General features: G+C 56.3%; 18 protein-coding genes, 6 tRNA genes and 2 other RNA genes. 15 read left to right on the top strand and 11 right to left on the bottom strand.

Going from position 1 to position 22,771, the window contains the following annotated elements:
- Positions 1 to 131 precede the first annotated feature (131 nt).
- Both HCK03_RS06975 and HCK03_RS06970 read left to right on the top strand, forming a co-directional pair.
- Entirely contained in the window at positions 132 to 1,811 is a 1,680-nt protein-coding gene (locus tag HCK03_RS06975; RefSeq protein ID WP_167692401.1) for a sensor histidine kinase, read from the top strand.
- Between the two features lie 11 nt (positions 1,812 to 1,822).
- Positions 1,823 to 2,566, top strand: coding sequence for a LytR/AlgR family response regulator transcription factor (locus HCK03_RS06970; RefSeq protein ID WP_167691312.1), 744 nt, complete (start codon positions 1,823 to 1,825; stop codon positions 2,564 to 2,566).
- A gap of 37 nt (positions 2,567 to 2,603) precedes the next feature.
- Here the strand turns inward: HCK03_RS06970 and glk are convergent, their stop codons facing one another.
- Entirely contained in the window at positions 2,604 to 3,569 is a 966-nt protein-coding gene (glk, locus tag HCK03_RS06965) for a glucokinase (RefSeq protein ID WP_041146633.1), read from the bottom strand.
- 264 nt (positions 3,570 to 3,833) lie between these two features.
- On the opposite strand from glk, the gene HCK03_RS06960 reads away from it, so the two are divergent.
- Complete coding sequence (locus HCK03_RS06960) at positions 3,834 to 5,069, top strand: ion channel protein (protein ID WP_041146634.1); 1,236 nt, start codon at positions 3,834 to 3,836, stop codon at positions 5,067 to 5,069.
- Here HCK03_RS06960 and HCK03_RS06955 read toward each other — a convergent pair.
- Positions 5,066 to 6,727 (bottom strand): alpha-keto acid decarboxylase family protein, encoded by a 1,662-nt coding sequence (locus tag HCK03_RS06955; RefSeq protein ID WP_167691311.1) that lies wholly within the window; start codon positions 6,725 to 6,727, stop codon positions 5,066 to 5,068. The two genes, HCK03_RS06960 and HCK03_RS06955, sit on opposite strands and share 4 nt — an antisense overlap.
- A 176-nt stretch (positions 6,728 to 6,903) precedes the next feature.
- Between HCK03_RS06955 and mgrA the strand changes: the two genes are divergently transcribed.
- Entirely contained in the window at positions 6,904 to 7,896 is a 993-nt protein-coding gene (gene mgrA / locus HCK03_RS06950; RefSeq protein WP_167691310.1) for an L-glyceraldehyde 3-phosphate reductase, read from the top strand.
- Between the two features lie 144 nt (positions 7,897 to 8,040).
- Positions 8,041 to 8,394 carry a DUF2502 domain-containing protein gene (locus HCK03_RS06945; RefSeq protein WP_041146637.1) on the top strand — a complete coding sequence of 118 codons (354 nt, stop codon included), beginning with the start codon at positions 8,041 to 8,043 and terminating at the stop codon, positions 8,392 to 8,394.
- 61 nt (positions 8,395 to 8,455) lie between these two features.
- On the opposite strand, the gene HCK03_RS06940 is transcribed toward HCK03_RS06945, so the two are convergent.
- On the bottom strand, positions 8,456 to 9,694 hold the full coding sequence (locus HCK03_RS06940; protein ID WP_041146638.1) for an Nramp family divalent metal transporter: 1,239 nt from the start codon (positions 9,692 to 9,694) through the stop codon (positions 8,456 to 8,458).
- A 346-nt stretch (positions 9,695 to 10,040) separates the two neighbouring features.
- Between HCK03_RS06940 and HCK03_RS06935 the strand changes: the two genes are divergently transcribed.
- A complete protein-coding gene (locus HCK03_RS06935) occupies positions 10,041 to 11,243 on the top strand; it encodes a NupC/NupG family nucleoside CNT transporter (protein ID WP_041146639.1) in 1,203 nt (400 codons plus the stop codon).
- A gap of 41 nt (positions 11,244 to 11,284) precedes the next feature.
- Here HCK03_RS06935 and HCK03_RS06930 read toward each other — a convergent pair whose 3' ends face one another.
- The 3 genes from HCK03_RS06930 to HCK03_RS06920 all read right to left on the bottom strand — a co-directional run bounded on the left by HCK03_RS06930 (position 11,285) and on the right by HCK03_RS06920 (position 13,865).
- Entirely contained in the window at positions 11,285 to 13,465 is a 2,181-nt protein-coding gene (locus HCK03_RS06930; protein WP_123551801.1) for a sensor domain-containing phosphodiesterase, read from the bottom strand.
- A 208-nt stretch (positions 13,466 to 13,673) separates the two neighbouring features.
- A tRNA-Ala gene (locus HCK03_RS06925) sits at positions 13,674 to 13,749 on the bottom strand.
- Between the two features lie 40 nt (positions 13,750 to 13,789).
- Positions 13,790 to 13,865, bottom strand: a tRNA-Ala gene (locus HCK03_RS06920).
- 219 nt (positions 13,866 to 14,084) lie between these two features.
- Here HCK03_RS06920 and HCK03_RS06915 point away from each other — a divergent pair.
- Positions 14,085 to 14,438 (top strand): YfeC-like transcriptional regulator, encoded by a 354-nt coding sequence (locus HCK03_RS06915; RefSeq protein ID WP_041146641.1) that lies wholly within the window; start codon positions 14,085 to 14,087, stop codon positions 14,436 to 14,438.
- A gap of 4 nt (positions 14,439 to 14,442) precedes the next feature.
- Positions 14,443 to 14,844 carry a YfeC-like transcriptional regulator gene (locus HCK03_RS06910; RefSeq protein WP_167691309.1) on the top strand — a complete coding sequence of 134 codons (402 nt, stop codon included), beginning with the start codon at positions 14,443 to 14,445 and terminating at the stop codon, positions 14,842 to 14,844.
- 44 nt (positions 14,845 to 14,888) lie between these two features.
- On the opposite strand, the gene gltX is transcribed toward HCK03_RS06910, so the two are convergent.
- Positions 14,889 to 16,307: a glutamate--tRNA ligase gene (gltX, locus tag HCK03_RS06905; protein ID WP_041146642.1), complete on the bottom strand. Its 1,419-nt coding sequence runs from the start codon at positions 16,305 to 16,307 to the stop codon at positions 14,889 to 14,891.
- A 259-nt stretch (positions 16,308 to 16,566) separates the two neighbouring features.
- On the opposite strand from gltX, the gene HCK03_RS06900 reads away from it, so the two are divergent.
- The 6 genes from HCK03_RS06900 (at position 16,567) to HCK03_RS06875 (ending at position 17,313) form a co-directional block, all read left to right on the top strand.
- Positions 16,567 to 16,642: transfer RNA gene (locus HCK03_RS06900), tRNA-Val, on the top strand.
- 44 nt (positions 16,643 to 16,686) lie between these two features.
- Positions 16,687 to 16,762, top strand: a tRNA-Val gene (locus tag HCK03_RS06895).
- 46 nt (positions 16,763 to 16,808) lie between these two features.
- A tRNA-Val gene (locus HCK03_RS06890) sits at positions 16,809 to 16,884 on the top strand.
- 4 nt (positions 16,885 to 16,888) lie between these two features.
- Positions 16,889 to 16,964, top strand: a tRNA-Lys gene (locus HCK03_RS06885).
- A gap of 44 nt (positions 16,965 to 17,008) precedes the next feature.
- Positions 17,009 to 17,145, top strand: a non-coding RNA gene (locus HCK03_RS06880) — RtT sRNA.
- Positions 17,146 to 17,176: 31 nt separating this feature from the next.
- Positions 17,177 to 17,313, top strand: a non-coding RNA gene (locus HCK03_RS06875) — RtT sRNA.
- Positions 17,314 to 17,377: 64 nt separating this feature from the next.
- Here the strand turns inward: HCK03_RS06875 and HCK03_RS06870 are convergent.
- Positions 17,378 to 18,304 (bottom strand): LysR family transcriptional regulator, encoded by a 927-nt coding sequence (locus HCK03_RS06870; protein WP_041146643.1) that lies wholly within the window; start codon positions 18,302 to 18,304, stop codon positions 17,378 to 17,380.
- 89 nt (positions 18,305 to 18,393) lie between these two features.
- On the opposite strand from HCK03_RS06870, the gene HCK03_RS06865 reads away from it, so the two are divergent.
- Positions 18,394 to 19,392 carry a bile acid:sodium symporter family protein gene (locus tag HCK03_RS06865; protein ID WP_041146644.1) on the top strand — a complete coding sequence of 333 codons (999 nt, stop codon included), beginning with the start codon at positions 18,394 to 18,396 and terminating at the stop codon, positions 19,390 to 19,392.
- Here the strand turns inward: HCK03_RS06865 and HCK03_RS06860 are convergent.
- From HCK03_RS06860 to zipA, 3 genes are all read right to left on the bottom strand, one after another.
- Positions 19,389 to 19,607: a DUF3820 family protein gene (locus HCK03_RS06860; RefSeq protein WP_167691308.1), complete on the bottom strand. Its 219-nt coding sequence runs from the start codon at positions 19,605 to 19,607 to the stop codon at positions 19,389 to 19,391. The two genes, HCK03_RS06865 and HCK03_RS06860, sit on opposite strands and share 4 nt — an antisense overlap.
- A 1-nt stretch (position 19,608) precedes the next feature.
- Positions 19,609 to 21,624: an NAD-dependent DNA ligase LigA gene (gene ligA / locus HCK03_RS06855; protein ID WP_135184171.1), complete on the bottom strand. Its 2,016-nt coding sequence runs from the start codon at positions 21,622 to 21,624 to the stop codon at positions 19,609 to 19,611.
- 74 nt (positions 21,625 to 21,698) lie between these two features.
- Positions 21,699 to 22,715 carry a cell division protein ZipA gene (gene zipA / locus HCK03_RS06850; RefSeq protein WP_167691307.1) on the bottom strand — a complete coding sequence of 339 codons (1,017 nt, stop codon included), beginning with the start codon at positions 22,713 to 22,715 and terminating at the stop codon, positions 21,699 to 21,701.
- Positions 22,716 to 22,771: the final 56 nt, after the last annotated feature.

The following is a 22,771-nucleotide window of genomic DNA, read 5'->3' as shown; positions in this document are numbered from 1 at the left end:
TTGCTATGGATCCCCTTTTAAGCTTGTGCTTGTTCCCCATTATTGTCTGCGGCTGGCCTTCTGGGGCGAGGTTTTTTATCATAGCGTTTTCCCGCGAATGACACGGCGCCTCCATGCACGAAATATTCACCATGCTGCTCGCAGTTTTTGACCGCGCGGCACTGATGCTGATTTGTCTTTTTTTCCTCATCCGCCTGCGGCTGTTTCGCGAACTGCTGCATAAATCTGCCCATACGCCGAAGGAGCTGCTGGCGGTCACCGCCATCTTCTCCCTGTTTGCCCTGTTCAGTACCTGGTCAGGCGTACCGGTGGAGGGGTCGCTGGTCAACGTGCGCATCATCGCGGTGATGTCCGGCGGTATCCTGTTTGGCCCGTGGGTCGGCGCTATCGTTGGCGTCATTGCCGGGGTGCACCGCTACCTGATCGATATCGACGGCGTTACCGCCATCCCCTGCTTTATCACCAGCATTATCGCCGGGCTATTGTCCGGACTGATCGGCCGCAGGGTGCCCAAGGCCCAGCGCTGGAAGGCCGGGATCCTCGCCGGGATGCTCTGCGAAACGCTGACCATGATCCTCGTTGTGCTGTGGGCGCCCTCTTTTTCGCTGGGCTTCGATATCGTCTCGAAAATCGGTATTCCGATGATCCTCGGCAGCGTCAGTATCGGTTTTATCGTCCTGCTGGTGCAGAGCGTTGAGGGAGAAAAAGAGGCCAGCGCCGCGCGCCAGGCCAAGCTGGCGCTGGATATTGCCAACAAAACGCTGCCGCTGTTTCGCCACGTTAACAGCGAGTCGCTCCGTCAGGTCTGCGACATTATCCGCCGCGATATCAACGCCGATGCGGTGGCGATCACCACCACCGATCGGGTGCTGGCCTACGTTGGCTTCGGCGAGGGCAACTATCACGACCGCGACAACGCCATTAGCCCCACCACTCGCCAGGCGATTGAGAGTGGCAAAATTATCATCAAGAACAACGATGAGGCGTACAGAACGCCTGAAATTCACTCGATGCTGGTGATCCCATTGCGGGAAAAAGGCGTCGTCACCGGGACGCTGAAAATCTACTACTGCCACGCGCACCGCATCACTTCGTCGCTGCAGGAGATGGCGATAGGCCTGTCGCAAATCATCTCCACCCAGCTGGAGGTCTCGCGCGCGGAGCAGCTGCGGGAAATGGCCAACAAGGCCGAGCTGCGCGCACTGCAGAGTAAAATCAATCCGCACTTTCTCTTCAACGCGCTCAACGCAATCTCATCATCGATTCGCATGAACCCGGATACCGCGCGTCAGCTTATTTTTAATTTATCGCGCTATTTACGCTATAACATTGAATTAAAAGACGACGAGCAGATTGATATTAAAAGGGAGCTGTACCAAATCAAGGACTACATTGCCATTGAACAGGCGCGTTTCGGCGACAAGCTCACCGTTATCTATGATATCGATGATGAAGTCAGCTGCGTCATCCCCAGCCTGCTGATCCAGCCGCTGGTAGAAAATGCCATTGTTCACGGGATCCAGCCCTGCAAGGGAAAAGGCGTGGTCACGATTGGCATCAACGAGTGTGGGAACCGGGTACGGATTAGCGTCCGTGATACCGGCAACGGCATCGATCCGGCCGTCGTCGCCCGGGTGGAGGCCGATGAAATGCCGGGGAATAAAATCGGCCTGCTCAACGTTCACCATCGGGTCAAACTGCTGTACGGCGAAGGGCTGCATATCCGGCGCATGACCCCGGGTACGGAGATCACCTTCTACGTACCCAACCGCAACGCCCCTCAGTCTACGCCGGTGTCGCTGCTGCCATGAGCGGAGAAAAAATGAAAGTCATCATCGTTGAGGACGAGTTCCTGGCGCAACAGGAGCTGACCTGGCTGATTAACACTCACAGCCAGATGGAGATTGTCGGTACCTTTGACGACGGGCTGGACGTGCTGAAGTTTCTGCAGCACAACAGGGTTGATGCCATTTTTCTCGACATCAACATCCCTTCGCTGGACGGCGTTCTGCTGGCGCAGAACATCAGCCAGTTTGCCCACAAGCCGTTTATTGTGTTTATCACCGCCTGGAAAGAGCACGCCGTAGAGGCATTTGAGCTGGAGGCGTTCGATTACATCCTCAAGCCCTATCAGGAATCGCGCATTATCAACATGCTGCAGAAGCTAAGCAGCGCCTGGCAACAGCAGCAGCTTCCGGCGGCCAGCACCAGCGCGGCGCCGAACCCGCAGCGGGAAAACGACACCATCAATCTGATCAAAGATGAGCGGATTATCGTCACCAGCATTCACGATATCTACTACGCGGAAGCGCATGAAAAAATGACGTTTGTTTATACCCGGCGGGAGTCGTTCGTGATGCCGATGAACATTACGGAGTTTTGCGCCAAACTGCCGCCGGCGCACTTCTTCCGCTGCCATCGCTCCTACTGCGTCAATATGAACAAAATTCGCGAAATTGAGCCGTGGTTTAATAACACCTACGTTCTGCGGCTGCGGGATCTGGAGTTTCAGGTACCGGTGAGCCGCAGCAAGGTCAAAGAGTTCCGCCAGCTGATGCACCTGTAGCCGGCGCTATCCGGGCCCTCGGGCCCGGAGGCGTGGTTTAGAGGATTTGGCCGAGCGTCTGGCGTAAATGTGCGCCGGAGCCCAGCAGCCCCGGATTGTCGTGGACAATCAGGTACACCGGAATATCCTGCACGAAGGCTTTAAAGCGCCCCTTATCTTCAAAACCGCCGCGGAAACCGGACGCCTTAAAGAATTCGAGGAAGCGCGGCACGATACCGCCCGCAATATACACGCCGCCAAAGGTCGCCAGCGTCAGCGCCAGGTTGCCGCCAAAACGGCCCATGATCACGCAGAACAGCGACAGCGCGCGGCGGCAGTCGATGCAGGAGTCGGCAAGCGCGCGTTCGGTCACGTCTTTCGGCTGCAGATTTTCCGGTAAACGACCGTCGGATTTCACTATCGCGCGATAGAGGTATACCAGACCCGGGCCTGAGAGCACGCGTTCGGCGGAAACGTGTCCCAGCTCGGCGCGCAGCTCTTCCAGAATAATGCCCTCTTCTTCGCTGTTCGGCGCGAAGTCGACGTGGCCGCCCTCGCCCGGCAGGCTGACCCAGCGTTTATCAACGTGGACCAGGTGCGCCACGCCGAGGCCGGTCCCCGCGCCATAGACGGCGATAGGTTTCCCCTCCACCGGCGCCGTGCCGCCAAACTGAATCAGGTGCTCGGCTTTGAGCATCGGAATCGCCATCGATACCGCCGTGAAATCGTTGATGATTTCCAGGTGCGCAAACCCGAGGTTGCTTTTCATTTCGGCAATGGAAAACGCCCAGGTATGGTTGGTCATCGCCACCCAGTCGCCGGTGATCGGGCAGGCGATAGCAATGCAGCCATCCTCGACGTCGACGCTGTGCTCGTCGAGATAGACGCGAACAACGGCTTCGAGACTGGGATAATCGAGCCCGGAATAGGTTTTTGCGCGGGAGATCTCCCCGTTCGCCATATCACATAATGCCAGTCGGGCATTGGTTCCGCCGACATCCCCTACTAAAGCAAATTTTGTCATTCCGTTACGGCTCCACTAAAGTCAAAATGATTCTTTTGGCACACTGTAAATTCATGATGCCTTAACAACAACGACCAACGTATAAGCGCCCACAGTTTAGCGACCTATATCACATTTAGGCTGTAATCTGTGCAAAATGGTTTATCCTGCGCCGCCGCGATCGTCAGGCATAGCCTTAAGTTTATCGTTTCAGCACCATTTGCATCGACGCTCTCCTGGCGCGAAGGCAAAGTAGTGATCCGCCACCTGCAAAAGGAAATTTTCATGCTGCATCCGCGCGCCAGAACAATGCTGTTGCTATCGGTCCCGGCGGTTATCATCGGGATTGCATCCAGCCTGGTATTGATTGTGACGATGAAGGTTGCGAGCGTCCTGCAGAATATCCTCTGGAGCGTTTTGCCGCTAAGCCTCGGCCTTAACGCCGGCGGGCATCTCTGGACCATTGCCATTCTGACGCTCACCGGTATTGCCGTCGGTCTGGTTATCCGCTTTAGCCCAGGCCACGCCGGGCCCGATCCGGCGGCTGAATCGCTGGTCGGCGCGCCGGTCAGCACCAGCGCCTTGCCGGGGCTGATTGCCGCGCTCATTTTAGGCCTCGCGGGCGGCGTCAGCCTTGGGCCAGAACACCCCATCATGGTGGTCAATATCGCCCTGGCGGTGGCTATCGGTTCGCGCCTCTTTCCTCGCGTCAGCTCGCTTGACTGGACGATCCTCGCCGCCTCCGGGACTATCGGCGCCCTGTTTGGCACGCCGGTTGCCGCCGCGCTGATCTTTTCGCAAACCCTTAACGGCAGCAACGACGTCCCGCTGTGGGACCGCCTTTTTGCCCCGCTGCTGGCGGCGGCGGCCGGCGCCCTGACAACCAGCCTGTTCTTCAACCCTCATTTCTCGCTCCCTATTCCGCACTATCCCCAGATGCGGTTGGTGGATATCTTTAGCGGCGCGGTGGTCGCACTTATCGCAATTGCTGTGGGCATGGTTGCCGTCTGGTGCTTACCGCGCCTGCATGCGCTAATGCACCGCCTGAAAAGCCCCGTTTTAACACTCGGGATCGGCGGTTTGCTGCTCGGCATTCTCGGAACCGTCGGCGGGCATATCACCCTGTTTAAAGGGCTGGATGAGATGCAGCAGATGGCTTTCAGCCAGACCCTGACCGGCGGCGACTTTATGCTGATTGCGCTGGTGAAGCTGGCGGCGCTGGTGCTGGCGGCCGCCAGCGGCTTTCGCGGTGGGCGGATTTTCCCGGCGGTATTTGTCGGCGTGGCGCTGGGCCTGATGCTGCACGCGCACGTTGACGCCGTCCCGGCGGCGATTACGGTCTCGTGCGCGATTCTCGGCATGACGCTGGTGGTCACCCGTGACGGCTGGCTGAGCCTGTTTATGGCCGCCGTCGTGGTGCCGGACACCACCCTGCTGCCGCTGCTGTGCATTGTGATGCTCCCGGCCTGGCTGCTGCTGGCCGGGAAGCCGCTGATGATGATTAAACGACGCCCCGACTAAACGCGGCTGTTGCGCTCCTCAAGAGCCTGGGTTACCGCGCGCAAAAAGTCGGGGATATCCATTTTGGGCAGCATTACCTCGACCAGCGTCAGCCGGTCGGAGGTTACGCTGTCGGTCATCGCCTCCTTCAGCTCCGCGGTACGCGTCACGCGCCAGCAGCGCGAAGGAACGTCGGGGGCAAACGCCTCCGGCAGGCGGTTCCAGTCCCAGAGGGCAATATCGTTATAGCGCTGCTCCGCCCCGTGGATCGCCCGCTCAACCGTATAGCCTTCGTTGTTAAGCAGCAGAATGAGCGGCCGCTGCTTGTCGCGCAGCATCGAGCCCATCTCCTGGATCGTGAGCTGCGCTGCGCCATCGCCGATAATCAATACCACCCTTCGGTCCGGCGCGGCGGTCTGCGCGCCGTAGGCCGCCGGCAGCGTAAAGCCTATCGACCCCCACAGCGGCTGAACCAGCAGCGTCGCATCCGAGGGCAGCCTCAGCGCCGCGACGCCGAATGCCGCGGTTCCCTGATCGGCGAGAATAATATCGCCCGGCCGCAGCTGCTCCTGTACGGTGCTCCAGAAGCTTTTTTGCGTCAGCGCGCCGCCCGTAGCTCCGCCCACCTCCGGCAGCGAGACCGGCGGCAGCGTCCACTCCGCCGCCAGGCTGGCAGAGAGCCCGATCAGGACCGCCAGCGCCTGATCCATCGGGATCCGACTAAACCAGCGCTCCCCTACCCTGACGGCGAACGGCTGGATCTCAATGGTGTGCTCTGGCGGTAAATGCTGGGTAAATCCGGCGGTAATGGTGTCGGTAAAGCGCGTGCCTACGCAGATGATGGTATCGGCATTTTCAATGGTTTCGCGGGTCTGGGGCGCGCTGGCGATGCCGCTGTAGGTGCCGACAAAACCGGGGTTCTGCTCGTCAAAGAGCCCCTTGCCCATCAGCATGGTGGCGTGAGCAATCGGCGTTTTTTCGACCCAGGTTCTTAGCGTTTCCTGTAGGCCATAGCGCTGGGCGAGAAAATCCGCCAGCAGCGATACCCGCCGGCTGCCCCGCAGCAGCAGTCCCGCATACTCCTGAAAGCCGGCCAGCTGATTCTCGTCCGCTGGCGGCCCCTCAATCACCAGACGACGCGCGGGCGGCGTGGCGCTGGCCCTTGCGACGTCGGCAGGCAGCATTAAATAGCCGGGGCGATGGTGGGCCAGCATTTCGCTGAGGACGCGATCGATTTCATGGCAGGCATTGCCCGCCGTCAGGGTGGCCTGAGTGCAGGTGATCTGCTCGCTCATCCGCGCAAAATGCGTAAAATCGCCATCCCCCAGCGTGTGGTGCAGCAGCTCCCCCCGCTGCTGGGCGCCGCTGCAGGGAGCACCCACGATATGCAGAACCGGGACGTGTTCGGCATAGCTGCCCGCCACGCCGTTAAGCGCGCTCAGCTCGCCAACGCCGTAGGTCGTCAGCAGCGCACCGGCGCCCTTGATACGCGCATAGCCGTCGGCCGCATAGGCGGCGTTCAGTTCGTTCGCGCAGCCGACCCATCCCAGCGCCTCATGCGCGATCACACGATCGAGGAACTGCAGGTTGTAATCTCCCGGTACGCCAAACAAGCGGTCTATGCCGCAATCTACAAGGCGATCCAGCAGATAATCGCCAATCGTGTAAGTCGGTTGCATAGCCATACTCCTTATCCCGTGCAGGTAATTTGAGTATTGAATAAGCGATCGAACTGTCCAGATTGTGTCGAATATATGAAGTGGAAAGCAAAATTTACGACTTTGGGGTGTGTACTCCGGGCTGAACATTCTTTAGTGTAAACGTATACACAAGCTGTTTTATCTGCGGAGGAAGTATGGTTTACCAGGCAAATGCGACGCGATATCAGACAATGGAATTCCGCCGATGCGGCCAAAGCGGGCTAAAGCTGCCGGCAGTTTCTCTCGGCCTTTGGCATAACTTTGGTGACGAAACGCGAGTAGAAACCAGCCGCCAGCTGCTGCGTCACGCCTTCGATCTCGGCATTACGCACTTCGATCTGGCCAACAACTACGGGCCGCCGCCGGGTTCTGCTGAGAGCAATTTCGGCCGCATCCTGCGGGAGGATTTTTTACCTTATCGCGATGAGCTGATTATCTCCAGCAAGGCCGGTTACACCATGTGGGACGGGCCTTACGGTGACTGGGGTTCGCGCAAGTATCTGATTGCCAGCCTCGATCAGAGCCTGAAACGGATGGGGCTGGAATACGTCGATATCTTCTATCATCACCGCCCCGATCCCGAGACTCCGCTGCTGGAAACGATGCGCGCACTTGACCACATCGTGCGTCAGGGTAAAGCGCTTTACGTCGGGCTATCGAACTACCCTCTCGCCCAGGCGACGGAGGCGGTGAGCATTCTCAACGATCTCGGCACGCCGTGCATTATTCATCAGCCAAAATACTCCATGTTAGAGCGCTGGGTTGAAGACGGGCTGCTGGATTTCCTGCAGGCCGAGGGGGTCGGAAGCATTGCGTTTTCACCGCTGGCCGGCGGCCAGCTGACCGACCGCTATTTACACGGTATCCCGGCTGATTCCCGGGCCGCCAGCGGCAGCCGCTTCCTGCAGGCGGATCAGCTGACGGCAGAAAAGCTGGAGAAAGTCCGCCAGCTGGACGCCCTGGCGCAGGCGCGCGGACAGAAGCTATCGCAGATGGCGCTGGCCTGGGTGCTGCGCGGCGAAAAAGTGACCTCGGTGCTGATCGGGGCCAGCAAAACGGCCCAGCTTGACGATGCCGTCGGGATGCTCGCCAATCGCCACTTCAGCCCTGATGTGTGCGCGAAAATAGACGCAATTCTGGCGGCGTAAACAAAAAGTTACTTTAGCAAAAAGGTTGTTTTAGCAAAAAGTGCTCTTATCCGCGATTTAGGAGTTCATCCAATGCTGCGGGGCTTCACCGCCTCGTAATATCACGTTAACAAGCCGCAAGGCTCGATCGTGAAGGAGAAGAGTATGTTCAGGTCACTGATACTGGCTGCCGTGCTGTTGGCTTCAGCGCCATTAGTTGCTAACGCTGGTGAAATCACCCTGCTGCCATCTGTAAAATTACAAATAGGCGATCGCGACAATTACGGTAATTACTGGGACGGTGGCGGCTGGCGCGACCGTGATTACTGGCGTCGTAACTACGAATGGCGCGATAACCGCTGGCGGCATCATGACAACGGCCGTCACCGCGGCTGGGATAAGCGCAAAGCTTATGAACGCGGCTACCGTGAAGGCTGGAACGATCGCGACGACCGTCGCGGCGGCTGGGGGCGTGGACCGGGAGGTCGCGGACACGGACACGGTCACGGCCATCACTAAATGTCCTGCAATCAGTTACATCAAACGGGGGAGCCTTGCGGCTCCCCCGTTTATTACCCGCTTATAATCCCAACACCGTCCCCACCAGCAGCCAGCCGTTCAGCGTAACCACAATCGCCACGATGACCCAGCCGGTTCGCTTAATCCATGCCGTATTCACCAGATCGCCCATCAGCTTCGGGTTACTGGTAAAAATCAGCAGCGGCACCAGCGCCAGCGCAATACCAAAGCTCAGCAGCACCTGGCTCATCACTAAGATACGGGTCGGATCGAGCCCCATCATGATGACGATAAACGACGGCAGCATAGTAACCGCCCGGCGAAACCACAGCGGGATATGAAAGCGAATAAACCCCTGCATCACCACCTGGCCCGCCAGGGTACCAACCACCGTCGACGACAGCCCGGCAGCCACCAGACTGAGGCCAAATATGGTTGCCGCGGCGTGGCTCAGCAGCGGCTCCAGCGTCAGGTAGGCGGCATCAAGATCGGCGACGCCGGTATGTCCGTTAAAGTGAAACGCGGCGGCGGCGGTGGCCATCATCGCCAGGTTAACAAAGCCGGCGATGGTCATGGCAATCGCCACATCCCAGCGGGTGGCGTTATAGCGCTCTTTGCGCGTGCCGTCATGCAGGTTCTGGGTCAGCGACGAGTGCAGATAGATGACGTGAGGCATAATGGTGGCCCCCAGCACCCCGGCCGCCAGGAACACCGCTTCTCCGTTAGGCAGGCTCGGGATAATCATCCCTTTCGCCAACGGCGCCAGCGCCGGCTGGGAGAAAATCAGCTCAACGATATAGGCGCCGGCAACAAACAGCAGCAGCCCGCCAATGACCTTCTCCAGCGGCTTTTGCCCGCGACGCTGGAGCATCAAAATCAAAAACGTGGCGATACCGGTCAGCACGGCGCCCTGCAGTAAAGAGACGCCAAGCAGCAGCTTAAAGCCGATCGCCGCGCCAATAAACTCGGCAAGGTCCGTCGCCATGGCGATAATTTCCGCCTGCACCCAATAGAACCACACCACCGGGCGCGGATAGTGGTCGCGGATCTGCTCCGCGAGATTTTTACCCGTCGCAATTCCCAGCTTTGCCGACAGCACCTGAATCAGCATCGCCATCAGGTTTGCCCACACCACTACCCACAGCAGCTGGTAGCCGAAGCTGGCGCCCGCCTGGATATTGGTCGCAAAGTTACCGGGATCGATATACCCGATGGCAGCAATAAAGGCAGGCCCCATCAAAGCGAGCTTCATCTTGCGCGCTGCGCGACCGCTGCTATTCTCAACGCGACTGCTTGTCATTTTCTGCCTCAGAAATATAGCCTTTGCTATGTTTAATGCTACCAAAATGCGAATGATTATCAAGTTCATTTATAACGGCGATAATTATTGCTTTGATAGGAGGGAACGATAGCGGCTAACAACGAAAAGGTGGCATTGATGGAAGTCCATCGCGCCTGGTCATCAGATTAGTACAATCTAAGCAACTTTTAAAACCTTTACGCAACATAACAAAAATGTATGTTCGATCACTATTTTGGTGATTAGTCACAGTTCCTTGCAATAGTGTGGACTTGATCTCGTTTTCTTTGGGCTTGTTACATAGAATGTGCACAGAAATTTAACCTGCCTCATATTTGGAGCAAATATGGACCGCGTCCTGCACTTTATTCTCGCGATCGTCGTGGTGGCTATTTTGGCCCTTTTGGTCAGCCACAACCGTAAGCAGATTCGTATTCGTTATGTTATTCAATTGCTTGTCATTGAAGTCCTGCTGGCATGGTTCTTCCTGAACTCCGATATCGGTCTGGGTTTCGTGAAAGGATTCTCCGAGATGTTCGAAAAACTTCTCGGCTTTGCTAACGAAGGGACCAACTTCGTCTTCGGCAATATGAACGATAAAGGCCTCGCCTTCTTCTTCCTCAAGGTCTTGTGCCCAATCGTCTTCATCTCTGCGCTGATCGGTATTTTGCAGCATATCCGCATCCTGCCTATCGTCATTCGCGCGATCGGTACCGTGCTGTCCAAAATCAACGGCATGGGTAAGCTGGAATCATTCAACGCCGTCAGCTCGCTGATTCTGGGCCAGTCGGAAAACTTTATCGCGTATAAAGATATCCTCGGCAAAATGTCGCGTAACCGCATGTACACCATGGCGGCGACCGCAATGTCCACCGTTTCCATGTCCATCGTCGGCGCGTACATGACCATGCTGCAGCCGAAGTACGTTGTTGCGGCGCTGGTTCTTAACATGTTCAGTACCTTTATCGTCCTGTCGCTGATTAACCCTTACCGCGTTGATGAAAGCGAAGAAAATCTGCAGATGTCGAACCTGCATGAAGGTCAGAGCTTCTTTGAAATGCTGGGTGAGTACATCCTGGCAGGCTTTAAAGTCGCGATAATCGTTGCGGCGATGCTGATTGGTTTCATCGCGTTAATCTCTGCGCTGAACGCCCTGTTCGCGACCGTTACCGGCTGGTTCGGTTACAGCATCTCCTTCCAGGGTATCCTCGGCTACATCTTCTACCCGGTTGCATGGGTGATGGGCGTACCGGCAGGTGAAGCGCTGCAGGTCGGCAGTATCATGGCGACTAAACTGGTTTCAAACGAATTCGTTGCGATGATGGATCTGCAGAAAATTGCCAGCACGCTCTCTCCGCGTGCGGAAGGCATTATCTCCATCTTCCTCGTCTCCTTCGCCAACTTCTCTTCAATCGGGATTATTGCCGGGGCGATTAAAGGCCTGAACGAAGAACAGGGTAACGTTGTTTCCCGCTTTGGCCTGAAGCTGGTTTACGGCTCGACCCTGGTGAGCGTGCTCTCGGCGTCTATCGCCGCGCTGGTACTGTAATTTCTTAAGGTTGTGCAAAAGCCGGGCGAGTCCCGGCTTTTTTACGCCCGTAGTTCCTCGAGCGGCCGCGGCTTGCCGATCAGGTAGCCCTGCAAATAGTCAACGCCTAGCGCCAGCAGCCGCGCCTTCTGCTCTTGCGTTTCCACGTACTCCGCCACAACCGTCAGGTTTTTCACTCTCGCCATCTCGATGATGGATTTGATAATGATCGCATCCAGAGGGTCGGTTTCCACGTCGCGCACGAAGCAGCCGTCAATCTTCACGATATCCGCCTGGAGCCGCTTCAGGCGCTCATAGTTCGCATAGCCGGTACCAAAGTCATCGATAGCAATGGCGCAGCCAAAATCCCGCAGCTGCTGGATGTTGTGGAGGCTGGTTTGCTCATCGCAGAAGGCCTGCTCTTCGGTAATTTCGAGGGTGATCGCTTCGGCCTGGAGGTTATAGCGTCTGAACAACGCAATAATCTGCGCCGCGCTGTCGCGCTGCATCAGCGTGTAGGGCAGAAGATTAACGGAGAAGTGCTGGCCCGGATGACGATGCAGGGTGCTGAACAACGTTTCCAGTACCAGCATGTCGAAACGCTGGCTCAGGTTGAACTGCACGATGAGCGGAATAAAGCGGTCCGGCGTAATGACGGTTTCTCCGCACTGCATCCGCGTAAGCACTTCGTAATAGCCCTCCCCCGCCGCGTTCTGGATCGGCTGGGCATACAGCACGAGATCGCGTTTGCTGAGCGCCTGCTTCACCCGGGTCAGCATGCGCACCTGCTCGCTGGTCTGATCGGAAACCTGCCCCTGCGTCGCGTCCAGCGCCAGCACCCGCTGCGCTGCGCCGGCCTGCTCCGAAAGCCAGCTCAGCTGGCCAAGCATTGGATGAAGCTCGGCCTCGACGCCGTGATGCCGGCCCCACGATGCGCCAAACTCCAGATCCAGCGTCTGGTTATTCCAGCTAAATTTATTGTGGTTGAGTATCGCCACGATGTGGCCTAGCCGCGCCTCGGGTTCTGGCCCGCACAGCACCAGCAGCAGCTCGCTGCCGGGTAGCTGAAATATTTTATCTCCCGCCCCCAGCAGCGGCTGCACCTTACCGGCTACCTGCCGCTTGCAGTGCACGCGCATCATCATGCCGTAATGGCGGCTGAGGAAGTCCAGATTATCAATTCGCAGGCTGCTGATGGCGACCTGAGGATTGCGGCGTAAATGGCACTCCAGCGCACGCAGATTAGGTAATCCGGTCAGCGGGTCCTCCTGCGCCTGATCCCGCCATCTGAGCTTGATTCGTTCGTTCTGAGCGTAAATATCCAGCATATAAAACAAGCAAATGGTGAATGAGATGAGTACCGAGAGCACGAATGATAAGGCGTATTCAGTCTTTACGCCCTGCAGGAAATTTTGATTATAGGCAACCAGCAAGAATGCTGAAACGGACCATGAAATACGGATCAGCACATGGCCCAGCCGGCTAATACCAATAAAATAGAGAATAAAAATAAGCGGGACTAAATAACCTGCAATAAAAACAGAGTTATAAGGTGCACAAAGTACCGCTAATATTGCTGCGAGCGCCATAAACCAGTACAGCGTAAATACCCGACGCTCGCGCGTAAGCCACGGTTGACAATGTCGAAGCCAGAATGTGCTGGCAAAACGCGGACTGATAATCATCCGCAACGGATAATAAAAGAAGGTCGTAAAAATTAACGCCGCGCAAATCAAACTCTGAATATCAATAATGGTATAAATTGCCGGCATACCTTTGAAATAACTCGATATAACCAGTGGGAAAGAAAAAAACACTCCCGCCAGATACATGGTGACTTTCATTAATATGGGGGCAAAAAATCCGCCCCAAAAGATTCTGATGCCCATCCGCTTTGTGGTGAGCCCGCTGCGCCACGTCTTACCGAGCAGCATGCGGACAACGGCGCACGACGCCAGCACCGAGAATAGCTGACAGAATAATAAAATTGCCGCCTGCGGTATCGTCAGAGGGATTATCCAGGCGTTAGTGATAGCAAAGGCGATAATCAGCGGGCCGACCGCATAGCGGCCAAATATAAAGATCACCGCGTACATCATACTTAGCGGTAGCCAGGCGAGGAAAATTTGGTTGCCGTCAATCAATGCCTGAGGTGAAATAAACCTGGCCAATGGAATCGTAATTAAACAAACGATCAGCGCGAGTAAAGATCTTCTGATATTAATGTTAAATTTACCTGTCATTATTGTTAATTAAAGGTCCCGCGCCGGAATTATATTTAATATATAAATACTATGTTGGTTAATTATGGCAGGCAAGGTAATAAGCCAGGGAAAATTCTTAAATTACATTTCATTCTACTAGCAGTAGGTTTTCTGACGTAAGCACAAAGTGCTTTACATTGGCGGAGGAGAAAACAAAAAACCCCCGCCGAAGCGAGGGTTTCGAATTTGGTGGAGCTAAGCGGGATCGAACCGCTGACCTCTTGCATGCCATGCAAGCGCTCTCCCAGCTGAGCTATAGCCCCAACAGTACGTTTTACAACCAAACCTGATGGGAACAGGATTTGGTGGAGCTAAGCGGGATCGAACCGCTGACCTCTTGCATGCCATGCAAGCGCTCTCCCAGCTGAGCTATAGCCCCGTAACATAAAACGTGTCGTGTTGACGGGCGGCATAATATGAATTCCTTCGTCAGGTGTCAACGGCAAAATCACCCCTCTGAATTTGATCGCTGAAAAAGCAGGCAAATAGCTGACATTGCGAAGCTTATCGCAGGGAGAAGTTAAACATGTCACTCTTTCATCTAAAAGGATGCTATAACATGAACAACTAATTCCCACATCTTTACTCAGGAAATAGTATGCTCAAGGAACGAATGACACCTGAAGAAATCGCCCATCTCACCGGCTTCAGCCGGCAGACAATCAATAAATGGGTACGCAAAGAAGGATGGCAAACCTCGCCCCGACCCGGCGTGCAGGGAGGCAAAGCCCGCCTTGTACACGTCAACGAGCAGGTGCGCGATTTTATTCGTAGCGCACAGCGCGTGGCGGAAACGCCTCCCTCCTACGCCAGCGTAGAAAACGACCTTGAACCGCTGCTGCTTACTCTGAGCAAAGAGATGACCCCCGGCGAACAGAAAAAGCTGATGTCGCTTTTGCTGCGTGAAGGTATCACCGGTTTACTCCAGCGCCTGGACATTCGCGACCAGTAACATGATGATGAAATTAAAAGATAAGATGACCCCGGCAGAGCTTGCGGAATGTCTCGGCCTTGCCAGACAAACGATTAACCGCTGGGTCAGAGAGCAAAAGTGGCGTACGGAGGCCATTCCCGGCGTCAAAGGTGGGCGAGCCCGTCTCATCGTTATCGACAGGCCGGTTCTCGATTTTCTGGCAAATATTCCCGCGCTGCGACACCTGATTGCCGATTATCAGCTGGCAGAACCGCCTGGCCACTACTTTATTAACGATGCCGGAGCTATCTGGCGACAAATTGCCGAGACGCTTCATCTCATGACGCCGGAAGAACAGCAGCATTTGCGGGACTTTCTTGCAAGAGAGGGCATCAGCGGATTTTTATCGCGTCTGGGAATTAGCGACGAGCGGTCAAAAGAGTAAAAAAAACGGCAGGAGTGCCTGCCGTTATACGTAGCTTATGATGCTCAGGCCTGCTGGCTTTCGCGTTCAGCAATAAACGCCAGCGCTTTGTTGATGCGTTCTACGCTGCGGGATTTACCAATCGCATGAACGGTCACGTCGAGGGCCGGAGATTGTCCAGCGCCGGTTACCGCAACGCGCAGCGGCATCCCAACTTTCCCCATCCCAACTTCCAGCTCATCCGCCGTCGCCTGAATAGCGTGGTGAACGTTTTCTGCCGTCCAGTCGGTCACCGCAGCCAGCTTATCGCGTACCACTTCCAGCGGCTGACGCGCAACCGGGCGCAGGTGTTTTTTCGCCGCGTCAGCGTCAAACTCGTCAAACTCTTCATAGAAGTAACGGCAGCTCGCCGCCATCTCCTTCAGCGTTTTGCAACGCTCGCCGAGCAGCTTCACCAGCTCAGCCAGCTGCGGGCCGTTACGGGTATCGATATTTTCCTGCTCGATATGCCACTGCAGATGCGTTGCCACATACTCCGGCGCCAGGGAGTTAATGTAGTGATGGTTCAGCCACTGCAGCTTCTCGGTGTTAAACGCGCTGGCGGATTTGCTGACCGCGCCGAGGGAGAAGAGCTTAATCATCTCTTCACGGGTGAAGATCTCCTGATCGCCGCTGGACCAGCCCAGGCGTACCAGGTAGTTCAGCAGCGCTTCAGGCAGGTAGCCATCATCGCGGTACTGCATCACGCTCACCGCACCGTGGCGCTTAGAGAGTTTTTTACCGTCATCACCGTTGATCATCGAAACGTGCGCATAGACCGGCACCGGCGCGTTCAATGCTTTAAGGATGTTGATCTGACGTGGGGTGTTGTTGATATGGTCTTCACCACGGATCACGTGGGTGATCTCCATATCCCAGTCATCCACGACAACGCAGAAGTTATAGGTCGGAGAACCGTCGGTACGGCGAATGATCAGATCGTCCAGCTCCTGGTTACTGAACTCAATCGGTCCGCGGATCTGATCGTCAAAAATAACGGAACCGTCCTGCGGGTTGGCAAAACGTACCACGCACGGTTCGTTGTCCGCATGATGTTCGTGACCATGGCGGCAGCGACCGTCGTAGCGAGGTTTCTCGCCGTTTGCCATCTGCTCTTCGCGCAGCGCATCGAGGCGCTCTTTAGAGCAGTAGCATTTATAGGCCGTACCCGCTTCCAGCATTTCATCAATAACGGCGTTGTAGCGGTCAAAACGTTTAGTCTGGAAATACGGACCTTCGTCCCACTCCAGATTCAGCCAGTTCATCCCATCCATAATGGCTTCGATTGCTTCCGGCGTGGAGCGCTCGAGATCGGTGTCTTCAATACGCAGTACAAACTCACCGTTGTTGTTGCGGGCAAAAAGCCAGGAGTAGAGAGCAGTACGCGCGCCGCCAACGTGCAGATAGCCTGTCGGGCTGGGCGCGAAGCGAGTTTTGATTTTCATGAAATGGCCTTACGTTTAATAAAGATGCCGACAACCGGCAGAGTCTGTTGGTATTTATGGGTGAATATTCTAACACCGTAGGCTGATTCCTCAATGTAGTTCCCGTCTGAACGTCACGCTTTGCCATTTTTGTTTATAAATCATGCGCCGCGGATGCTTTCGCGATCGTTTTGTTTAATTTTACGACGAACAAACAAATTATTTAGAAAAGGCGTTGACTCATTTTCAACTCTCCCTATAATGCGACTCCACACAGCGGGGGTGATTAGCTCAGCTGGGAGAGCACCTCCCTTACAAGGAGGGGGTCGGCGGTTCGAACCCGTCATCACCCACCAACTACTTTACGTAGTCTCCGCCGTGTAGCAAGAAATTGAGAAGTGGGTGATTAGCTCAGCTGGGAGAGCACCTCCCTTACAAGGAGGGGGTCGGCGGTTCGATCCCGTCATCACCCACCACTTTCTCGCCAGCTGGATTTCTTGCAATAAAATGAAGTACCGAAGTGGGTGATTAGCTCAGCTGGGAGAGCACCTCCCTTACAAGGAGGGGGTCGGCGGTTCGATCCCGTCATCACCCACCACTTCGGGTCGTTAGCTCAGTTGGTAGAGCAGTTGACTTTTAATCAATTGGTCGCAGGTTCGAATCCTGCACGACCCACCATATTTAGAAAAAAGCGCCTTTTGGCGCTTTTTTCGTTTCTGCGCACCATGGCTTAACCGTGCAGGATGAGAACCTGCTGCAGGTTCGACAAAATCGTCGGGAACGATTTTGCATCGCCACTTGTGGCGACCCGCAGGGCGAGTCTCAGGATGAGACGAGTGATATCCTGCACGACCCACCAATGTAGAAAGGCGCCCTAAAGGCGCCTTTTTGCTATTTCCGATTCGTGCTGGATGAGAACCTGCCGCAGGTTCGACAAAATCGTCGGGAACGATTTTGCATCGCCACCTGTGGCGACCCGCAGGGCGAGTCTCAGGATGAGACGAGTGATATCCTGCACGACCCACCAGTCATAGCCTTCACACCCGTTTCTCCGCTTCTGAACGCCACGCCCGTCTCCACGGACTCACGCCTCACCGCTGATACAGCGGATCCTCAGTTCTGCCCGCAGTCAGCGTATTCCCCTCTTCGCGCACCACCTCCCACAGCGCCTGGGCGGCGGTTGAAAGCGAGCGTTTTTTGCGCTGCGCCAGCATCAGCTGACGCTCAACGACCGGCGTTAGCCGCTTGACCCGCAAATGGCTGCCCTGAGGCAGCGGTAGCGCCAGCGCCGGTAGGATGCTGATACCAATTCCTGACTCCACCATCGGAAACAGCGTCGCCGGATGCCCAATCTCCTGCACAATATTTGCGTCAATGCCAAAGCGCGCCAGCGCAGCGTCAATCAGCGGCCGGCTGCCGGAGGCGTAGTCCTGCAATACCAGCCGCTGGTGCTGAAGATCCTGCCAGCTCACCGATGCCCTTTCGGCAAAAGGATGATCCTCCCGACATAAAAGCAAAAACGGCTCAGACAGGACCGTCTCACACTGCAAATCCGTCGCGGCGCCGGGATCGATAACAATGCCAAAATCCACCTCTCCCTGGCGAATGCTCTCCAGAACCCACTGCTGAGGGCGATCGTGCAGCACAAAATCAATCTCCGGGTAACGCTGATTGCTGTGGGCAATACACTGGGGGATGAGGTGAGCGGAAATCGTCTGACTGGCGGCAACCCGCACGGTTCCCGTCAGCTGCTGACCCACGCGTCCGGCGTCGCGCAGCGTACTGTTCAGCTCATCCAGCAGCCGCTCAAGCCGACCCGCCAGCTGATGCCCCGCCTCCGTCAGCACCACCTCTCGGGTGGTTCTGTCGAGCAGCCGCACGCCGGTCTGATGCTCCAGCTCCTTAACGCTATGGCTCACCGCCGACTGGCTGAGCCCAATCATCGCCCCTGCCCGGCTGAAGCTTCTCGCCCTGGCGACGGTGACAAATACCTTTAACTGACGCAGCGAATAATTCATCTTTTTTATTCATGAATAGATGCAATAAATCAATTTTATTTCTCAAACTAAAAAAAGCACAATAGCGAAATCGATTTTCAGGAGCGATTATGAAATTTTTCCGCATTCTTGACCCATTTACCCTTACCCTGGTTACCGTCGTCCTGCTGGCCTCCTTTTTCCCGGCGCGCGGCGAATTTGTCCCCTTCTTTGAGCACCTCACCACAGCGGCTATCGCCCTGCTGTTCTTTATGCACGGCGCAAAGCTCTCCCGCGAGGCGATTATCTCCGGCGGCGGCCACTGGCGTTTGCATCTGTGGGTGATGTGCAGCACCTTTATCGTCTTTCCTGTTTTAGGGGTGCTGTTTGCGTGGTGGGCGCCGATAAACGTCGATCCAGCGCTCTATACCGGCTTTATTTATCTCTGCATTCTGCCCGCTACCGTGCAGTCTGCGATCGCCTTCACTTCGCTGGCTGGCGGAAACGTAGCGGCGGCCGTATGTTCAGCCTCGGCATCGAGCCTGCTGGGAATTTTCATTTCACCGCTGCTGGTCGGACTCCTGATGAATATGCACGGCGCCGGCGGCAGCCTGGAGCAGGTCGGCAAGATTATGCTGCAGCTTCTGCTGCCGTTCGTCCTCGGTCATCTGTCCCGTCCGTGGATTGGCGCATGGGTGGCACGGCATAAAAAATGGATTTCAAAAACCGATCAGACCTCTATCCTGCTGGTCGTCTACTCGGCGTTTAGTGAGGCGGTGGTGAACGGTATCTGGCATAAAGTCGGTCCAGGCTCGCTGCTTTTCATCGTCGCCGTCAGCATCGTGCTGCTGGCCATCGTTATCGCCATTAACATCTTTGTGGCGCGCAAATGCGGCTTCAATAAAGCGGATGAAATTACCATTGTCTTCTGTGGATCGAAAAAGAGCCTGGCAAACGGGATCCCGATGGCCAATATTCTCTTTCCAACCTCGATTTTGGGGATCATGGTGCTGCCGCTGATGATTTTCCATCAGATCCAGCTGATGGTATGCGCCGTGCTGGCACGACGCTATAAACGACAGGCGGAAGAGCGGCTGGCGCGTGAAAACGCCAGCGCGCCAGAGGCTTAACGCGGCTGCTTGAGGGGCTGAACCAGCTGGGTCAGCCCTTCGGTTTTAATCAATAAGGTTAACGCCATCAGCTCGCCAAGATGCCCGGCGGGAAACTGCTCCTTACGGGCAAACCACAGCAAATACTCTTCAGGCACGTCAATCAAACGACGACCTTTATATTTGCCAAACGGCATTTCCGTATTGGCAATCTCGATAAGCCGTTCCTTATGCACGTTAATCTCCCAACAGCCGCAGCATTTCGGCTTCATCGATCACCGCAATACCCAGCTCCTGCGCTTTAGCCAGCTTCGACCCCGCCGCTTCCCCGGCAATCACCAGATCGGTTTTCTTTGATACGCTGCCCGCCACTTTCGCCCCTAACGCCACCAGCCGCGCTTTGGCATCATCACGGGACAGCAGGCTCAGGCTGCCGGTGAGGACCACGGTTTTGCCGGCAAACGGGCTATCGATCTCTTCGGCATTGACCACCACCGGCGCAGGCCAGCGGACGCCCTCCGCGCGCAGCTGGGCGATAACCTCACGGTTGCTCTCTTCAGCAAAGAAATTACGCACGTGGGTAGCCACCACAATACCGACGTCCGGCACCTTCTGCAGATCGTCAATGGATGCCTGCTCGAGCGCCTCAATCGTCGCAAAATGCGCCGCCAGCCCCGCGGCCGTTGCTTCGCCGACCTCACGAATGCCGAGCGCGTACAGGAAGCGGGCAAAGGTGGTCTCTTTCGATTTTTCCAGCGAATTGACCACGTTTTGCGCCGATTTTGGCCCCATGCGATCAAGGCCGGTGAGCTTACCCGGGCTTAAGCGGAACAGGTCGGCCGGCGTATGCACGTACTCTTTCTCAACCAGTTGGTCGATGATCTTGTCGCCCATGCCTTCCACGTCTAACGCGCGGCGGGAAACGAAGTGCTTCAAGGCCTCTTTACGCTGCGCACCGCAAATTAATCCGCCGGTACAGCGCGTCACCACTTCGCCTTCCACGCGCTCAACGTCTGAATGACAGACCGGGCAGTGGGTCGGGAAGAGGATTTCTCGCGTATCTTCAGGACGTTCGGAGAGCACAACGTTAACCACCTGAGGAATAACGTCCCCGGCGCGGCGGATCACCACCTTATCGCCGATTCGCAGACCCAAGCGTTCAATTTCATCGGCGTTGTGCAGCGTGGCGTTACTCACCAGCACGCCGGCAACATGGACCGGCTCAAGGCGCGCCACCGGCGTGATAGCTCCGGTACGGCCAACCTGGAACTCCACGTCGCGCACGAAGGTCATCTGCTCCTGAGCGGGGAACTTAAAGGCAACGGCCCAGCGCGGGGCGCGGGCGACAAAGCCGAGCTGCTCCTGAAGCGCCAGAGAATCCACTTTGATGACCACGCCGTCGATATCAAAGCCTAACGTCGGGCGGTCCTCCTCAACCTTACGATAGTAAGTAAGTACTTCCTCTGGAGTGCGGCAGAGCGTTACGCGCTCGCTGACCGGCAATCCCCAGGCCTTAAACTGCTGCAGACGCCCGGAATGACTCGCCGGCAGCTCGCCGCCTTCCAGCGCACCCACGCCGTAGCAAAAGAAAGTAAGCGGTCGCTTCGCTGTGATCCGCGGGTCGAGCTGGCGCAGGGAACCTGCGGCCGCATTGCGCGGGTTAGCAAAGACCTTGCCGCCGCTACGACGCGCCTCGTCGTTAATTTTTTCGAACCCGGCCTGCGGCAGGAACACCTCGCCGCGCACTTCCAGGCGCGCAGGAATATTGTCACCGCGCAGCTTCAGCGGGATCGCGCGAATCGTCCGCACATTAGAGGTAATATCCTCGCCGGTGGTGCCGTCGCCGCGCGTTGCCGCCTGCACCAGCACGCCGTTTTCGTAGAGAATACTCACCGCCAGCCCGTCCAGCTTCAGCTCACAGCAGTAGACCAGATCGTCGCTGCTTTTCAGCCGGTCCTGAACGCGCTTGTTAAACGCGAGGAAGCTCTCTTCGTCAAAGACGTTATCCAGCGAAAGCATCGGGACTTCATGGCGAATCTGGCTGAAGGAGGCCAGCGGAGCCGCGCCCACGCGCTGAGTCGGCGAGTCCGAGACGATGAGTTCGGGATGCTCGGCTTCCAGCTCGCGCAGTTCGCGCATCAGCCGGTCATATTCCGCATCGGGAACTTCAGGGGTATCCATAACGTGGTACAGATATTCATGATGGCGAAGCGTGGTTCGCAGTTCAGTCAGTTTTTGTTCGATCGGTTCCATATCGCACCATCAATGATAAAAAACCCCCGACGGGCGGGGGTTCAGGATTGGGAGACGAAACGCAGGTCGGTGAATCAGGCGTTAGCCTCTTTCACTTCACGAATACGGTCTTGATATTCACGCATTTTCTGCGGAGTCATCATCCGACGCTGATCGTCCAACACCACGCCACCGACTTCGTCAGCGATGTACTGTGCAGACTGCAGCATCAGCTTAAAGTTTTGCAGCTCGTCGCCGAAGGACGGCACCTGCATAAAGATAGTGACCCCAGGCGTCGTCATATCCGCCATGCTGTCCGGGTTGAAGGTACCAGGCTTCACCATATTCGCGAGGCTGAACAGGACCTGGCCGCTGCCGTCCGGGCTGAGATGACGATGGAAGATATTCATATCGCCAAATTTGAAGCCCGCCTGCTGGATGCTGTTGATCAACACTTCGCCGTTGATCTGCGAGCCCTGGTGCGCAGACACGTTCATCACGATGACCGTCTCTTTACGCTCTTTTGGCTGAGGGGCTGCCGGCGCGGGTTCCGCAATCGCCGGTGCAGGCGCTGGCTGAGCCGGTGCGGCGGCGGCTGGCTGGACCGGAGCAGGCTGCGGTGCGCTCTGCGCTACCGGCTGCTGAGGCGCCTGCGCTACGGGCTGATGCGGCACTGGCTGCTGCGGCACGGGCTGCGGCGCTACCGGCTGATGCTGGGGCGCGCTGGTTTGCGGCTGCGGGGCCTGCGGCTGGTGATGGGCAGGCTGCGGCTGGCGAACGGGTTCTTCCGCACGCACGGGCGGCTGCACCTGACGTTCGTAAGGCGGCTGATACTGGTGTTGCGGCGTCTGACGAGGTGCCTCTTGCTCCCCATTGTGACCATTTGGGGCGTGATTAACCCGATGAACGCGAACTTCACCTACGCCTTCAACATCGTCATCGAAGCCATCGCTTTCAGACTCTTCGTCATCGCGAGACTTCATACGTTTTAGTGGGCGATCGCGAAACATCGAGGAACGTTCTTTACGGCTGGTCCAGAAACCGTGTACCAGTAAAGCGATTATGGCGATCGCGCCAACAATGATTAATATCAGACGCAAATCCTGCATCATTATATTCTCTGTTGTTCTAACACCTTGCCACCACGGCAAACATTTACTTACTAAGA

The sequence above is a fragment of the Klebsiella terrigena genome, assembly GCF_012029655.1.
Lineage (GTDB): Bacteria > Pseudomonadota > Gammaproteobacteria > Enterobacterales > Enterobacteriaceae > Klebsiella > Klebsiella terrigena.
This window is presented reverse-complemented; position numbering and strand designations above follow the sequence as displayed.

Bases quoted from the DNA above. Each gene is read 5' to 3' on its own strand.
- HCK03_RS06975 (WP_167692401.1), top strand. From the start codon at position 132: ATGCTGCTCGCAGTTTTTGACCGCGCGGCACTGATGCTGATTTGTCTT.
- HCK03_RS06970 (WP_167691312.1), top strand. From the start codon at position 1,823: ATGAAAGTCATCATCGTTGAGGACGAGTTCCTGGCGCAACAGGAGCTG.
- glk (WP_041146633.1), bottom strand. From the start codon at position 3,569: ATGACAAAATTTGCTTTAGTAGGGGATGTCGGCGGAACCAATGCCCGA.
- HCK03_RS06960 (WP_041146634.1), top strand. From the start codon at position 3,834: ATGCTGCATCCGCGCGCCAGAACAATGCTGTTGCTATCGGTCCCGGCG.
- HCK03_RS06955 (WP_167691311.1), bottom strand. From the start codon at position 6,727: ATGCAACCGACTTACACGATTGGCGATTATCTGCTGGATCGCCTTGTA.
- mgrA (WP_167691310.1), top strand. From the start codon at position 6,904: ATGGTTTACCAGGCAAATGCGACGCGATATCAGACAATGGAATTCCGC.
- HCK03_RS06945 (WP_041146637.1), top strand. From the start codon at position 8,041: ATGTTCAGGTCACTGATACTGGCTGCCGTGCTGTTGGCTTCAGCGCCA.
- HCK03_RS06940 (WP_041146638.1), bottom strand. From the start codon at position 9,694: ATGACAAGCAGTCGCGTTGAGAATAGCAGCGGTCGCGCAGCGCGCAAG.
- HCK03_RS06935 (WP_041146639.1), top strand. From the start codon at position 10,041: ATGGACCGCGTCCTGCACTTTATTCTCGCGATCGTCGTGGTGGCTATT.
- HCK03_RS06930 (WP_123551801.1), bottom strand. From the start codon at position 13,465: ATGACAGGTAAATTTAACATTAATATCAGAAGATCTTTACTCGCGCTG.
- HCK03_RS06915 (WP_041146641.1), top strand. From the start codon at position 14,085: ATGCTCAAGGAACGAATGACACCTGAAGAAATCGCCCATCTCACCGGC.
- HCK03_RS06910 (WP_167691309.1), top strand. From the start codon at position 14,443: ATGATGAAATTAAAAGATAAGATGACCCCGGCAGAGCTTGCGGAATGT.
- gltX (WP_041146642.1), bottom strand. From the start codon at position 16,307: ATGAAAATCAAAACTCGCTTCGCGCCCAGCCCGACAGGCTATCTGCAC.
- HCK03_RS06870 (WP_041146643.1), bottom strand. From the start codon at position 18,304: ATGAATTATTCGCTGCGTCAGTTAAAGGTATTTGTCACCGTCGCCAGG.
- HCK03_RS06865 (WP_041146644.1), top strand. From the start codon at position 18,394: ATGAAATTTTTCCGCATTCTTGACCCATTTACCCTTACCCTGGTTACC.
- ligA (WP_135184171.1), bottom strand. From the start codon at position 21,624: ATGGAACCGATCGAACAAAAACTGACTGAACTGCGAACCACGCTTCGC.
- zipA (WP_167691307.1), bottom strand. From the start codon at position 22,715: ATGATGCAGGATTTGCGTCTGATATTAATCATTGTTGGCGCGATCGCC.